Origin of the sequence: Saccharopolyspora indica (assembly GCF_027853965.1) — a bacterium.
In the GTDB taxonomy this organism is placed as follows: Bacteria; Actinomycetota; Actinomycetes; order Mycobacteriales; family Pseudonocardiaceae; genus Saccharopolyspora; species Saccharopolyspora indica.
This window is the reverse complement of record NZ_JAQGLB010000005.1, coordinates 64,116-78,041: the sequence shown is the minus strand read 5'-3', so window position 1 is coordinate 78,041 and position 13,926 is coordinate 64,116. Positions and strand designations below refer to the sequence as shown.

Sequence of the window (13,926 nt, the reverse complement as noted above, 5' to 3'; positions counted from 1 at the left end):
TCTTGTGGCTGGGTTGCATCACGGTCCCCTGAGGTGCGGTTGAGCGGGACTCCGGTTGCACAAGGTGTGTCATGCGACGCCCTTCTGGTGTTCAGCGCGTTGGGCCAGGGCTGTGCAGAGGCGTGCGACGTCGTCGACGCAGCCGCCGCAGCCGGTGGTCGCCCGCGTTGCCCTGGCCAGCTCGGGCACCGAGCGGGCACCGCCCTGCCAGGCGGTGGTCAGGGACTTCTTGGTGACGTTGTTGCAGCGGCAGATCACCGCGTCGTCGGACAGCTCGACGGGGCCGCCGGGCACGGCGGCGGGGTTGCCCAGCAGCAGCGCGAGGCGGTCGGCGGGCACCGGCAGGTCGCGGTCGTGCAGCTGGGTGACCGATGCGATCGCCTCCGGGAAGCCGAGCAGCACCGCACCGGTGATCCGCTCCTCCCGCAGCGCCAACTTCGCGTACCGGCCCCTGGCCGGGTCGGAGAGCGTGACGATCTCGGCCTCGGCGCTGTCGAGCACGTCGACCGAGCCGATCGAGGCGAGGTCGATGCCCCGCGCCTTGAGCCGGGTGACGGCGCGGGTGCCGCGGTAGCGGGCGTTATCTCCGGTGAGCAGTGCCGCGAGCGCGTCGGCCTGCTCCCACGCGGAGGCGATCAGACCGGGGGTGCGGCCCTCGTGCTCGGCGCAGTCGCCGATGGCGTGGATGCGCGGATCGCTGGTGCGCAGCCGGTCGTCCACGACGATGCCGCGCTGCACCGCCAGCCCGGTCCGCACCGCGAGCGCGGTTTCCGGCACCACGCCGGTGCAGGCGACCACCAGCCTGGCCGGGACCACTTCGCTGTTGTCCAGGATCAGCCGGCCCGGCCGGTAGGCGACCGCCTTGCGTCCCAGGCGGAGCCCGGCGCCGAGCTTGCCGAGCCGGTCGGCCAGCAACCGGCCACCGGCCTCGTCGACCTGCCGGTCCATCAGGTGGGGGCGCGGGTGCACCAGCGTGACCGCGTGGCCGCGGGCCAGCAGGACCCGCGCCGCCTCGACCCCGAGAACCCCACCGCCCAGCACGGCGAACGGGCCCGCGGCACCGTCGATCCGCGCGCAGTCGTCCAGCGTGCGCAGCGGTTGCAGGTGCTCGTCGCGCAGTCCGGTGATCTCGGGCAGCCGCGGCCGGGATCCCGTGGCCAGCACCAGGACGTCGTAGCGGAGTCGCTCGCCGGTGTCGGTGTGCACGACGCGCTGGCCGCGGTCGATGCCGGTGACGGTGACCCGCAACCGGACTTCGGCGTCCACCGCGGGCAGTCGCACCGCCTCGGCGGAGAGCGTGCGGTCCAGCACCGCGCCCAGCAGCACCCGGTTGTAGGCGGGATGCTGCTCGGCACCGAGCACCGTGATCGGGCCCGTGTGCTCGTGCGCGCGCAACCGCTCGACGAGCCGGTGCGCGGCAGGGCCGTTGCCGACGATGACGATCCTGGTCATCCGGCCACCACCTCCCGGACCGGTTCGACGCGCACCGCGCTGACCTTGAACTCCGGCATCCGGCTGCGCGGGTCGAGCGCGTCACCGGTGAGCAGGTTCGCCCGGCCGTCCCCTGGGAAGTGGAAGGGCAGGAACACCGTGTCGGTGCGCATGGTGGCCACCACTCGCACCCGCGCGAGCGCACTGCCGCGCGGGGAGGTCACCCGCGCCAGCGCACCGTCGGCGAGACCGGCGCGGTCGGCGGTGTCCGGGTGGATCTCCACGAACGCCTCCGGTGCCGCCTCGTTGAGCTCGGCGACCCGCCTGGTCTGCGCCCCGGACTGGTACTGCGCGAGCACCCGCCCGGTGGTGGCGGTCAGCGGGAACGCCTCGTGCGGGCTCTCCGCGGGATCGCGGTGCTCGACGGCTTGGAAGCGGGCCAATCCGTCGGAGTGCGCGAAGGAGTCCAGGAACAGCCGGGGCGTGCCGGGGTGCTCGACGTCCGGGCACGGCCAGTGCAAGGCCTCGCCGGCGTCGAGCCGTTCGTAGCTGATCCCGGCGTAGTCGGCCTTGCCACCGGCCGAGGCGCGGCGCAGCTCGTCGAAGACCTCGCGCGGACCGGTGGGGTAGCGGTGGCCCGGTTCGCCCAGCCGCACCGCCAGGCCGTGCAGGACCTCCAGGTCGCTGCGCGCGTGCCCGGGCGGCACCTGCAACCGGCGCCGCCGCAGGATCCGGCCTTCCAGGTTGGTCATGGTGCCCTCTTCTTCGGCCCACTGCGTGACCGGCAGCACCACGTCGGCCATCTGCGCGGTCTCCGACGGCACGAAGTCGGCCACCACCAGCAGGTCCAACGTGGACAGCCGGTCGCCGATGTGCGCGGCGTTGGGTGCCGAGACCACCGGGTTGGAGCCGAACACCAGCAGCGCGCGAGGCCCGCCAGCGGTGCCCAGAGCGTCCAGCAGCTCGTAGGCGCTGCGCCCCGGGCCCGGCAGCACCTCGGGCGGCACGCCCCAGACCCCGGCCACGTGCTCCCGCGCGGCCGGGTCGTCGATCATCCGGTAGCCGGGCAGCTGGTCGGCCTTCTGGCCGTGCTCGCGACCGCCCTGCCCGTTGCCCTGGCCGGTCAGGCAGCCGTAGCCGCGCCCGGGACGCCCCGGCAGGCCGAGCGCGAGTGCCAGGTTGATGAACCCCGCGACGGTGTCCGCACCCTTGCTGTGCTGCTCGGCGCCGCGGCCGGTGAGCACGTAAGCGCTCCCGGCCTCGGCGAGCATCCGCACCGCCTGCCGCTGCGCGGTCACCGGAACTCCCGTGGTGCGCTCGACGCGCTCCGGCCACCAGGTCATCGCGCGCTGCCAGGCCGCGTCGAAGCCGGTGGTGCGGGTGCGGACGTAGTCCCGGTCCACCCAGCCGTCGGCCACCGCGATGTGCAGCAGGCCCAGCACCAGCGCCAGATCGGTGCCGGGAGCGGGCTGCAGGTGCAGCGCGGCGCGTTCGGCGGTGGCGGTGCGGCGGGGGTCGATCACCACCAGCTGCGCGGACCGCAGGTGCTGCATCAGCGGGGGCATGGTCTCGGCCGGGTTGGCCCCGGCCAGCAGGACCACGTCGGCTCCGGCGAGGTCGGTGACCGGGAACGGCAGCCCCCGGTCCACCCCGAACGCGGCGTTGCCCGCCGCCGCGGCCGAGGACATGCAGAACCGGCCGTTGTAGTCGATCTGGCTGGTGCCCAGCGCGAGCCGGGCGAACTTGCCCAGCAGGTAGGCCTTCTCGTTGGTCAGCCCGCCACCGCCGAACACCCCGACGGCGTCCGCGCCGTGCTCGTCGCGCAGGCGCCGCACGCCGTCGGCGACCACGCCCAGCGCGGTGTCCCAGTCGACCGGGGTGAGCACACCACCTCGGCGCACCAGCGGGTGCCGCAGCCGGTCCGCCGCGTCCAGCAGGGCCGGTGCGGTCCAGCCCTTCTGGCACAGCCCGCCCCGGTTGACCGGGAAGTCCGTCGGCCGCACCGACACCCCGCGCCGCTCGCGGGTCAGCCGGGTGCCGCACTGCAGGGCGCAGTAGGGGCAGTGAGTGGCGACGGTCCGCAGCTCAGACACGGGTGGCCTCCGCCTCCGACGGCGAGGGCTGCGGCGCCGGGGTGCTCTTGAGCGCCCCTCGCAGGTAGACCGCCCAGGTGATGAGCACGCAGAGCACGTAGTAGCCGAGGAACACCGTCAACGCCGCGTCGCCGTTGGCCGCCTCGCTGCCGTAGGAGGCGCGGAAGGCCATGTTGATGCCCACACCGCCGAGCGCCCCGATCGCCCCGGCGATGCCGATGACCGCGCCGGACAACCGGCGAGCCCGGGCGAAGGCCACCACGGCCTCGCCGCCGCCGGTCACCTCGACCTCGGCCTCCCCGGCGAAGATCGCCGGGATCATCTTGTAGGTCGAGCCGTTGCCGATCCCGGTCAGCACGAACAGCACGATGAACGCCGCGACGTAGCCCGCGAAGGAACCCCGCGACGAGGCCAGCAGCAGCGCCGCCGTTCCCGCGGTCATGCCGGTGAACGCCCACAGCGTCACCCGGCCACCGCCCAGCCGGTCGGACATCCAGCCGCCGATCGGGCGGGAGACCGAGCCCAGCAGCGGACCCAGGAACGTCCAGCTGGCGGCCTGCAGCGGGGTGAAGCCGAACTCGGTCTGCAGCACCAGGCCGAAGGCGAAGCTGTACCCGATGAACGAGCCGAACGTGCCGATGTAGAGCAGCGAGATCCACCAGGTGTGCTTGTTCGCGGCGGCCTCGCGCAGTGCGCCGGGCCGGGCCCGCACCGCGTCCACGTTGTCCATGAACAGCGCCGCGCACACGGCGGCCACCACGATCAGCGGCAGGTAGATCGCGGCGACGTAGGCCGGGCTGGTGCTGCCCGCGACGGCGATCACCAGCAGGCCCACGACCTGCACCGCGGCCACGCCGAGGTTGCCGCCGCCCGCGTTGAGCCCCAGCGCCCAGCCCTGGTGGCGCTGCGGGAAGAAGATCGTGATGTTGGTCATCGACGAGGAGAAGTTCCCGCCGCCGACCCCGGCGGTGGCGCCGATGAGCAGGAAGACCCACAGCGGCGTGCCCGGCTGCTGCACGAAGTAGCAGGCCAGCGCGGCGGGCACCAGCAGCACCGCCGAGCTGAAGACCGTCCAGTTGCGGCCGCCGAAGCGGGTCACCGCCGCGGCGTAGGGCAGCCGCAGCACCGCGCCCACCAGGTTCGGGGTGACCACCAGCAGGAACTTCTCGGCCGCGGTGAAGGGCAGTCCGATCTCCGGCGACATGAACAGCACCAGCACCGACCAGATGCTCCAGACGGAGAAGCCGATGTGCTCCGAGACGATCGAGAAGATCAGGTTGCGCCGCGCCACGCGCCTGCCGGTGGACGCCCAGAACCGCTCGTCCTCGGGGTTCCAGCCCTCGATCCAGCGGCCGCTGCGGGCAGGTGCTCTCGCGGTCAACTCGGCTCCTTCCGTCGGTTGGACCGAACGTAGGAACCTGGTGTTTCACCCGGGCTCGCCCGGCGTTACCGGGGTGCAAACCAGCCTTCACAAGGCCAGGTCCGGGCGGTGTGAGCAGGCAGACGGTGGGCGATGGCACAGGTGGCCGGATGTTCGTGGGACCGTGTAGGCGTGATGCAACGAGGCACGGGCGATTGGCAGCGGGCGCGTGAGCTGTTCGGCGGAGCGCGCCGGATCACCGCCCTGACCGGCGCCGGGGTGTCGACCTCCGCCGGCATTCCCGACTTCCGCGGCCCCAACGGGGTGTGGACCAAGAACCCCGCGGCCCAGCGCCTCACCGACATCGACAGCTACGTCGCCGACCCGCAGGTGCGCGAGCAGGCGTGGCGCAACCGCGCCGAGCACCCGGCCTGGCACGCCGAGCCCAGCGCCGCGCACCGCGCGTTCGTCGACCTCGACCGCTCCGGGCGGCTCCGCGCGCTGCTGACCCAGAACATCGACGAGCTGCACCAGCGCGCGGGCCTGGACCGGGACAAGGTGCTGGAGCTGCACGGCACGATCTTCCAGGTGGTGTGCCTGGACTGCGGTGCCCTCGGCCCGATGGCCGCGACGCTGGAGCGAGTGGCCGCCGGGGAGCCCGATCCGCCCTGCCGGTCCTGCGGCGGCATCCTCAAGTCCGCCACCGTCTCCTTCGGGCAGTCGCTGGACCCCGACGTGATCCGGGCCGCGCAGCGCGCCGCCCTGGACTGCGACCTGTTCCTCGCGGCGGGCACCTCGCTGACCGTCCACCCGGCGGCCGGTCTCGTCGAGCTCGCCGTCAAGGCCGGTGCCGAGCTGATCATCTGCAACGCCGAGCCGACGCCCTACGACGAGCTGGCCGCGGCGGTCCTGCGCGATCCGCTGGACGAGGTGCTGCCCGGTCTGGTCGACGCCCCGCTGGTCGAACCGACCCGCCCGCTGCATACCTGGGGCGACCCGAGCACCTGGGCCTGAGCCCTCGGCGATCACCGCGCGTCATCATCCCAATGGCTGGGAGCAGTTGTGACCCGTGTGGCTGATGTTGCGCGTGTCGTGATCGGTCCCAGTGGTGCGATAGGGACGAAAGTGGCAAAGTCTGAGGCCGTCGTGTGACTCCATTCAGCCCAACGAATGACCGCTGAATGGGCGTACCAGCGGAGGTGACGGTCGTGCCGGGAAGTCGAAGCGTGCGTAGAACCGCCGCCATCGCGCTGCTCATCGCCATCGGGGTGGCGACACCGGGCGTCGGTGCGGCGGTGCCGCCACCGCCGCCGAACCCCAGCGACGCCGAGCTCCAGGCGGGCCGCGCGCGGTCGCAGCAGGTGGCCGGGCAGGTCGGCGAGCTGGCGAACCGGCTGGCCGAGGCGGAATCCCGGCTCCTCGACCTGCAGGCGCAGGTCGAGGTCAAGATGGAGGACGCGAACAAGGCGCGGGTCGACCTGGGCCGGGCCGAGGACGCCTACGACGACGCTCGCCGCGCCGCGGAATCGGCCGCCGTCGAGGCAGGCGTGGCCGCTCAGCACATCGAGCAGCAGCGCCAGCGCGTGGACCGGTTCGTGGCGGGCAGCTACCGGCAGGGCAGCCAGGTCGGCTCGGCGACCGCGTTCGTCGGTTCCCGGACTCCGCAGGACGTGCTCGACCGGGCGCTGTTCCTGGACGTGATCAGCAAGTCCGAGCTCGACGTGCAGGACGACCTCGAACGCGCTCGCGTGGAGAAGGTCAACAAGGACTCGCTCGCCCGGGCCGCGCTGGAGGAGGCCGAGGCCAAGCGGCAGGAAGCCGACGACGCCCGCCGCGCGGCGGAGGCGGCCGAGCAGGCGGCGGTCACCGCCCAGACCGCCCAGGCCGACCAGGCGCGGCAGCTGGAGACCGACAAGTCCGGGGTCGAGGCGCAGCTGGCCGAGGCCCGCTCGCACGTGTCCGGCCTGGAGCAGCAGCGCGGTCAGTACCAGGACTGGCTGGCCGACAAGGAGCGCGAGGAAGCGGCCGCCGCGCAGGCCGCGACACAGGCGACCGGCTCCCGCGTCCCGGCGCGGCCGGTGGCCCCGGCCAGCGGCCGGTCGGTCGAGGTCGTGATCAGCCGGGCGATGTCCCAGCTCGGCGTGCAGTACGCCTGGGGTGGCGGCAACTCGCGCGGACCGACCCGCGGCATCCGCGACGGGGGAGTGGCCGACTCCTACGGCGACTACGCCAAGACCGGCTTCGACTGCTCCGGGCTGATGATCTACGCGTTCGCCGGTGCGGGCGTCTCGCTCGACCACTACAGCGGCTACCAGTACCAGTCCGGGCGCCGGGTGCCGCTGTCGCAGATGCGCCGCGGCGACATGCTGTTCTGGCAGACCCGCGGCCGGATCCACCACGTCGCCCTCTACCTGGGCAACGGCAAGATGGTGGAAGCGCCCTACTCGGGTTCCCGGGTCCGCGTGACCTCGGTCCGCTACGGCGGCATCGCCCCGTACGCGGTCCGCATGCTCTGACCGGAGCCCGGAGGGCAGGCCGCGCGGCCTGCCCTCCGGTGCTTCACACCGCCTTCGTGTAGCTGACGTTCGGGAACGGCGTGAAGCCGAGCGATTCGTACAGCGCCCGGGCCGGGGCGTGGAAGTCGTCGCCGCCGGTACCGATCGAGATCACCTCCACGCCTGCGGCGCGCAGGTGCGCCATGGCGTGTTCGGCCAGCGCGGCGCCGATGCCGAGCCGGCGGTGCGCCGGGGAGACGGCAAGGATGTCGATCTCGCCGTGCCGTTCGGTCGCCTGGAGGACCCAGCCGACGAACCCGGCCACCTGCCCGTCCGCCCGGGCGACGGCGGCGAACTTCCCGCCGTCCGGGTCGTGCAGGCCTGCGAGGTGCCGCCGGTAGTCCTCCCGCCAGTCGCCGTGGCGGTTGGCGAAGACTGTCTCGCCGACGTGCGGGCGGAACGAGTCCTCGAAGAACGGCCCGAAGGCGGTCACGGCGAGGTCGAGCAGGGCGGGGGGATCAGCGGGATCGAGTGGACGGATGTCCATGGTGGAAATGCCTTTCGCTGAGAGCACGGGTGGGAAGCCGCTGTCCGGACCGGACAGCGGCGAGCTGGCCCGTTGGGCCTCTCTCAGCCGCGAATGCGGGTAGCCGCGTAGCACTCCACGGCGCGAACCGTACCAGCACCGGCGTGCGGGCCGGGTGGTGTCGTGGTGGTGGCGGCTGGAAGCATTGCGGTGTGGCGGAATTCGCGGCGGTGGTGCTGGCGGGTGGCCGGGCGCGTCGGCTCGGCGGGGTGGACAAGCTCATGCTGCCGATCGGCGGCCGGACGCTGCTCGATCGCACGCTGGACGCGGTCGCCGCCGCCGACCCGCTGGTCGTGGTCGGCCCGCCGCGCACCACGGCCCGGCCGGTGCGCTGGACGGCGGAGGACCCGCCGGGCGGCGGCCCGCTGGCCGGCCTCCAGGCCGGATTGGCGCAGCTCCCGGTGGAAGCGCGCGTGGTCGCGGTCCTGGCCGGAGACCACCCGCACCTGACACCGGCCACGATCACCAGGCTGCTCGACGCGCTGCGCGCGGCCCCGGAAGCCGCCGGAGCAGTCCTCACCGATTCCGCCCAGCGCCTGCAATGGCTGGTGGGGACGTGGCGCGCAGACGCACTGCGCGAGGCGATGCCCGCCGACGTCCGCGACCGCCCGCTCCGCGCAGTCCTCGCTCCCCTCACTCCGCTACCGGTCCCAGCAATCGCTTCCGAAGCATCCGATGTGGACACCCCAGACGACCTCCGCAGCGCACACCCCACGAACGAGTGAGCGGTGAAGGGCACCTTTCGCCAAGTAAGTCGGTGAAAGGTGCCCTTCGTCTGGTCAGTCTGGTTGATGGGTTCAGTGTTGAGTGAAATTATTGGGTGGGGTGGGCGCTTTACCGGGGTCATACCGGCTGTGGGGTTGGGTGGGGTCGGCGCAGTGCCCCCGCGCGGTCGCGCGGCGGGGACGTGCCAGGATCTTGATCGGCCGGGAACGGCCGGACCGACGACAGGAGGCTGGGAGAAGTGACCGAGGCCGGCAACGGTGAGAGCGGGGGCGCCGGAGCCGCGGCGGCGCGTCCGGCGGACCAGGTGAGCACTCCGGCGCGCGATGCGCAGCTGCTCGAACGCACCGTGTTCGAGGTCAAGCGGGTGATCGTCGGGCAGGACCGGCTCGTGGAGCGGGTGCTGACCGGATTGCTGGCCAAGGGCCACATCCTGCTGGAAGGTGTTCCCGGCGTGGCCAAGACGCTCGCGGTCGAGACCTTCGCGCGGGTCGTCGGCGGCAGCTTCTCGCGCCTGCAGTTCACCCCCGACCTCGTGCCCGCCGACATCCTCGGCACCCGCATCTACCGGCAGGGCAGCGAGCGCTTCGACGTCGAGCTCGGCCCGGTGCTGGCCAACTTCGTGCTGGCCGACGAGATCAACCGCGCCCCGGCGAAGGTGCAGTCGGCGCTGCTGGAGGTGATGGCCGAGCGGCACGTCTCCATCGGTGGCCAGAGCTACCCGATGCCGTCGCCGTTCCTGGTGCTGGCCACCCAGAACCCGATCGAGAACGAGGGCGTCTACCCGCTGCCGGAGGCGCAGCGCGACCGCTTCCTGTTCAAGCTCCCGGTGGAGTACCCCACCGCGGAGGAGGAGCGGGAGATCATCTACCGGATGGGCGTGGCGGCCCCGGAGCCGAACCCGGTGCTCAACCCGGACGAGCTGATCCGGCTGCAGAAGGTCGCCGCCTCGGTGTTCGTGCACCACGCGCTGGTCGACTACGTGGTGCGCCTGGTGGTGGCCACCCGGCTGCCCAACGAGCACGGCCTCTCCGACATCGCGAGCTGGGTCTCCTACGGCGCCTCGCCGCGCGCCAGCCTGGGCATCATCGCCGCCGCTCGTGCCCTGGCGCTGGTGCGCGGGCGCGACTACGTGCTCCCGCAGGACGTGGTGGACGTGGTGCCGGACGTGCTGCGGCACCGGTTGGTGCTCTCCTACGACGCGCTGGCCGACGGCATCCCGGTGGAGCACATCGTCAACCGGGTGCTGCAGACCGTGCCGCTGCCGCAGGTCTCGGCCCGCCCGCAGACCGGTCCGCCCGCGCCCGCCCCGGTCGGCGGGCCCGGTTACGGCCAGCCGCAGCACGCGCCCAACCCGCACCAGTGAGGAGCCAGGGCGTGCCTGCAGCCGCTCAGCCGACGAGTGGGGACCGCCCGAGCTGGGCGCCTCCGTCGCTGGACACCGGGCGGATGGAAGCGGCGCTGAAGTCGCTGGAGCTGAGCGTGCGCGGCCGGCTGGACGGCCTGCTGCAGGGCAACCACCTCGGGCTGGTGCCCGGGCCGGGCACCGAGCCGGGGGAGGCGCGGGTCTACCAGCCCGGCGACGACGTGCGGCGGATGGACTGGGCGGTCACCGCCCGCACCGCCGAACCGCACATCCGGCAGACGGTCGCCGACCGGGAGCTGGAGACCTGGGTCGGGATGGACCTCTCGCCGAGCCTGGACTTCGGTTCGGCGGCCTGCGACAAGCGCGAGCTGGCCGTCGCGGCGCTGGCCGCGGTGGTGTTCCTGACCAGCGGCGGCGGCAACCGGATCGGCGCGGTGCTGGACAACGGCACCGGCCCGGTGCGGCTGCCCGCGCGCGGCGGCGTGGCGCATTCGCGAGCGCTGCTGCGGAAGGCGGCCGGAACGCCGCGGGCTGAGGAAGGCACGCGCGGCGACCTCACCCGGCTGCTGGAGTCGCTGCGGCGCCCGCCGCGGCGGCGCGGTCTGGCCGTGGTGATCTCGGACTTCCTGGGCCCGACGGACTGGCAGCGCGCGCTGCGCGGCCTGGGCTCCCGGCACTCGCTGCTGGCCGTGGAGGTGCTGGACCCGCGAGATCTGGAGTTGCCCGACGTGGGCACGGTGCTGCTGTCGGATCCGGAGACCGGCAAGCAGCGGGAGGTGCACACCACCCCGGTGCTGCGCAAGGAGTTCGCCGCGGCTGCCGCGGCGCACCGCGAGGAGGTGGCGGCGGTGCTGCGCCGCGCCGGTTGCGCGCACCTGGTGTTGCGGACGGATTCGGACTGGATCGCCGACGTGGTGCGGTTCGTGGTGGCCCGCAAGCGCGGTTGGTCCGGAGGAGCTTCTTGATGCTGAGTTTGTCGGGATTCACCGCTGGCTGGTGGTTCCTGCTGCTGTTCGTGGTCGCGGCGCTGGTCGCCGGTTACGTGTGGGCGATGCGCCGCCGTCGCCGGGACACGGTGCGGTTCAGCAACCTGGAGGTGCTCGACCGGGTCGCCGCCCGGCGGCAGGGCTGGTGGAAGCACGTGCCGCCCGCCATGCTCGCGGTGGCGCTGATCATGCTCACGGTGGCGCTGATGGGCCCCACCGCCGAGCAGCGCATCCCGCGCAACCGGGCCACGGTGATGCTGACCATCGACGTGTCGCTGTCGATGAAGGCCACCGACGTCGAGCCCAACAGGCTGGAGGCGGCGAAGGTCGCGGCCAAGGAGTTCGCCGACAAGCTGACGCCGGGCATCAACCTCGGGCTGGTGTCCTTCGCGGGGACCGCGACCGTGCTGGTGATGCCCACGACCGACCGGGCGGGCGTCAAGCAGGCCATCGACAGCCTCAAGCTGGCCGAGGCCACCGCCACCGGCGACGGGATCAACGCCTCGATGCAGGCGATCGACTCCTTCGGCAAGATGGTCGGCGGCCCGGCCGGGGCCCCGCCCGCGCGGATCGTGCTGATGGCCGACGGCGGTCAGACGATCCCGCGCGACATGGACGCCCCGCGCGGTGCTTACACCAAGGCCCGGGAGGCGCGGAAGATCGGCGTGCCGATCTCCACGATCTCCTTCGGCACCAGGCACGGCAGCATCGAGATCCAGGGCCAGCAGGAGCTGGTCGAGGTCGACGACGAGGCCATGCAGGAGATCGCGAAGCTCTCCGGCGGCGAGTTCCACAAGGCGGCCAGCGCCGAGCAGCTCCGCGAGGTCTACGACACGCTCGGCGAGCAGATCGGCTACGAGACCAAGCACACCGACGCCAGCAAGCCGTGGCTGGTGCTGGGCACGCTCACCGCGATCATCGCCGCCGGGGTCTCCATGTTCACCGGTCGGCGGTTGCCGTGAGCAAGTGTTGGCGCCGAGTTGCGCCGGTGGTCACCTGACGGAATCCCGGGCGCCGACCGGCTCCGCGATGCTCGGGCTCGCGGGGTCGGGCGGCGATCGGAGTGGCGCAGGTGGGAACGGCAGCGGGTTTTCTGTGGGAGTTCGTCAAGTCACCGACCACGACCGCCGCGGTCGGGCCCAGCTCGCGGGCGCTCGCCGAGCAGATGGTGGCGCCGATCCCGCACCGCGGTGATCCGGTCGTGGTCGAGCTCGGGCCGGGAACCGGTGCGTTCACCGAGGTGATCCAGCGCAGGCTCGGCGGGCGCGGGCACCACCTGGCCCTGGAGCTCAACTCGCGGTGGGCGGCGCAGCTGGGGGAGCGGTTCCCGGGTGTGGAGTCGGTGTGCGCGAACGCCCGGGAGCTCCCGGCGCTGCTGCGCGAGCGGGAGTTGCGGGCCGATGTCGTGGTGAGCGGTCTGCCCTGGGTGGCGCACGCGCCGGTCGACGGGGTGCCGCTGATCCGGCTGGTCGCCGATGCGCTGGCGCCTGGCGGGGCGTTCACGCAGTTCGCCTACACCTGGACGCGGTGGGCTCCACCGGCCCGCCGCCAGCTGGCCGACCTGCGCGGGGAGTTCGAGGAGACGGTGATCAGCCGCACGGTGTGGCGCAACCTGCCGCCCGCGGTGGTCTACCTGGCGCGGCGGCCGCGCCGATCGTGACCTGACAGGCGCGGTGCTACGTTCCAGGGGTGTCGTCGGATGCCGTGGTGGCCGGCCTCGGTGAGATCCCGCTGCTGGTCGAGCTGGGAACGGCGCTGCTGTTCTCCAGCGTGATCGGGCTGGAGCGGGAGATCCGGGCCAAGAGCGCCGGGATGCGCACGCACGCCCTGGTCGGGGTCGGTGCGGCGCTGTTCATGCTGGTGTCCAAGTACGGCTTCGGCGATCTGCTGGTCTTCGACCGGGTGTCGTTCGACCCGTCGCGGGTGGCCGCGCAGATCGTCTCCGGCATCGGGTTCATCGGTGGCGGGCTGATCTTCGTGCGCCGCGACGCGGTGCGCGGCCTGACCACGGCGGCGACGGTGTGGGTGGTGGCCGCGGTGGGGATGGCCTGCGGCAGCGGGCTGGTGGTGCTGGCGGCGGCCACCACGGCGGTGCACTTCCTGGTGGTGCTGGGCTATCCGTGGCTGTTGCGCCTGCTGCGCAGGTCGCTGCGCGAACCGCAGGTGCTGCGGATCGGCTACCTCGACGGCCACGGTGTGCTGCGCAGCGTCCTGACCCTGTGCACCAGCAGCGGCTGGACGGTGATGGACCTGGAGGTCGAGCGCGAGGACACCGACGACGAGCAGCAGCGCACCGCGGTGGTCGCGCTGCGGCTGCGCGGCAAGACTCCGGTGACGGAGCTGGTCGAGCAGATCAGCGGCCTGCCCGGCGTGGTGCACGCCGCCGTCGGCGAATCGGTCGACCCGGGCTTCTGAACCGCCCGCACCGGGCCACGATTTCCATTGAAATCAGGCGTTCGACTTCAATGGAAATCGCGGGGAAGCCTGCTCAGCTGGCGTTCTGCTTGACCTCGTCCATGTCCAGGTCGCGGGCCTGGCCGATGAGGTCGTCGAAGACGTTCTCGGGCAGCGCGCCCGGCTGCTGGAAGACCAGGACGTTGTCGCGGATCACGGCCAGCGTCGGGATGGACTGGACGTTGAACGCACCGGCCAGCTCGGGCTGGGCCTCGGTGTCGACCTTGGCGAAGGTGATGTCCTCGTGCTTGTCCGACGCGCGGTCGAAGACCGGGGCGAACTGCCGGCAGGGGCCGCACCAGGACGCCCAGAAGTCGATGATGACGAAGCCGTTGTCGGAGACGACCTCGTCGAAGTTGTCCTTGGTGAGCTCGACCGTTGCCATGTGAATTCCCTTCAGACGGTGGTTACCCGGACAACACGGTGCTCCGG

At 72.6% G+C, this 13,926-nt stretch carries 13 protein-coding genes; 8 read left to right on the top strand and 5 right to left on the bottom strand.

The annotated features are described in order from the left end of the window. Positions 1-69 precede the first annotated feature (69 nt). The 3 genes from OU416_RS13480 to OU416_RS13470 are packed head-to-tail and all read right to left on the bottom strand — an operon-like array spanning position 70 to position 4,905. On the bottom strand, positions 70-1,452 hold the full coding sequence (locus tag OU416_RS13480; protein WP_270927255.1) for an FAD-dependent oxidoreductase: 1,383 nt from the start codon (positions 1,450-1,452) through the stop codon (positions 70-72). Continuing rightward, on the bottom strand, positions 1,449-3,524 hold the full coding sequence (locus OU416_RS13475; RefSeq protein WP_270927254.1) for a molybdopterin oxidoreductase family protein: 2,076 nt from the start codon (positions 3,522-3,524) through the stop codon (positions 1,449-1,451). The genes OU416_RS13480 and OU416_RS13475 overlap by 4 nt, the downstream gene beginning before the upstream one ends. Continuing rightward, positions 3,517-4,905 carry a nitrate/nitrite transporter gene (locus OU416_RS13470; protein WP_270927253.1) on the bottom strand — a complete coding sequence of 463 codons (1,389 nt, stop codon included), beginning with the start codon at positions 4,903-4,905 and terminating at the stop codon, positions 3,517-3,519. Before OU416_RS13470 ends, OU416_RS13475 begins: the two co-directional genes overlap by 8 nt. Before the next feature lie 174 nt (positions 4,906-5,079). Between OU416_RS13470 and OU416_RS13465 the strand changes: the two genes are divergently transcribed. Both OU416_RS13465 and OU416_RS13460 read left to right on the top strand, forming a co-directional pair. Next, positions 5,080-5,898, top strand: coding sequence for an SIR2 family NAD-dependent protein deacylase (locus OU416_RS13465; protein WP_270927570.1), 819 nt, complete (start codon positions 5,080-5,082; stop codon positions 5,896-5,898). Positions 5,899-6,110: 212 nt separating this feature from the next. Then, entirely contained in the window at positions 6,111-7,400 is a 1,290-nt protein-coding gene (locus tag OU416_RS13460; protein ID WP_270927252.1) for an NlpC/P60 family protein, read from the top strand. A 43-nt stretch (positions 7,401-7,443) separates the two neighbouring features. Here the strand turns inward: OU416_RS13460 and OU416_RS13455 are convergent, their stop codons facing one another. Next, positions 7,444-7,926, bottom strand: coding sequence for a GNAT family N-acetyltransferase (locus OU416_RS13455; protein WP_270927251.1), 483 nt, complete (start codon positions 7,924-7,926; stop codon positions 7,444-7,446). Between the two features lie 191 nt (positions 7,927-8,117). Here OU416_RS13455 and mobA point away from each other — a divergent pair, with 191 nt between their 5' ends. The 6 genes from mobA to OU416_RS13425 all read left to right on the top strand — a co-directional run bounded on the left by mobA (position 8,118) and on the right by OU416_RS13425 (position 13,455). Continuing rightward, on the top strand, positions 8,118-8,690 hold the full coding sequence (gene mobA, locus OU416_RS13450) for a molybdenum cofactor guanylyltransferase (RefSeq protein WP_270927250.1): 573 nt from the start codon (positions 8,118-8,120) through the stop codon (positions 8,688-8,690). Positions 8,691-8,929: 239 nt separating this feature from the next. Next, a complete protein-coding gene (locus OU416_RS13445; RefSeq protein WP_372907238.1) occupies positions 8,930-10,054 on the top strand; it encodes an AAA family ATPase in 1,125 nt (374 codons plus the stop codon). 83 nt (positions 10,055-10,137) lie between these two features. Continuing rightward, positions 10,138-11,019 (top strand): DUF58 domain-containing protein, encoded by an 882-nt coding sequence (locus OU416_RS13440; RefSeq protein ID WP_270927568.1) that lies wholly within the window; start codon positions 10,138-10,140, stop codon positions 11,017-11,019. Positions 11,020-11,021: 2 nt separating this feature from the next. Further along, on the top strand, positions 11,022-12,002 hold the full coding sequence (locus OU416_RS13435) for a VWA domain-containing protein (protein ID WP_270927567.1): 981 nt from the start codon (positions 11,022-11,024) through the stop codon (positions 12,000-12,002). Positions 12,003-12,112: 110 nt separating this feature from the next. Further along, positions 12,113-12,700, top strand: a complete 588-nt coding sequence (locus OU416_RS13430) for a class I SAM-dependent methyltransferase (protein ID WP_270927249.1) — start codon at positions 12,113-12,115, stop codon at positions 12,698-12,700. 29 nt (positions 12,701-12,729) lie between these two features. After that, on the top strand, positions 12,730-13,455 hold the full coding sequence (locus tag OU416_RS13425; RefSeq protein ID WP_270927248.1) for an MgtC/SapB family protein: 726 nt from the start codon (positions 12,730-12,732) through the stop codon (positions 13,453-13,455). Positions 13,456-13,528: 73 nt separating this feature from the next. Here the strand turns inward: OU416_RS13425 and trxA are convergent, their stop codons facing one another. After that, the gene (trxA, locus tag OU416_RS13420) at positions 13,529-13,879 is read right to left on the bottom strand and encodes a thioredoxin (protein WP_270927247.1); all 351 of its coding nucleotides are present in this window, start codon (positions 13,877-13,879) and stop codon (positions 13,529-13,531) included. Positions 13,880-13,926 lie beyond the last annotated feature (47 nt).

Coding starts and splice junctions, on each gene's coding strand:
- OU416_RS13480 (WP_270927255.1), bottom strand. CDS start 1,452: ATGACCAGGATCGTCATCGTCGGCAACGGCCCTGCCGCGCACCGGCTC.
- OU416_RS13465 (WP_270927570.1), top strand. CDS start 5,080: ATGCAACGAGGCACGGGCGATTGGCAGCGGGCGCGTGAGCTGTTCGGC.
- OU416_RS13455 (WP_270927251.1), bottom strand. CDS start 7,926: ATGGACATCCGTCCACTCGATCCCGCTGATCCCCCCGCCCTGCTCGAC.
- OU416_RS13440 (WP_270927568.1), top strand. CDS start 10,138: ATGGAAGCGGCGCTGAAGTCGCTGGAGCTGAGCGTGCGCGGCCGGCTG.
- trxA (WP_270927247.1), bottom strand. CDS start 13,879: ATGGCAACGGTCGAGCTCACCAAGGACAACTTCGACGAGGTCGTCTCC.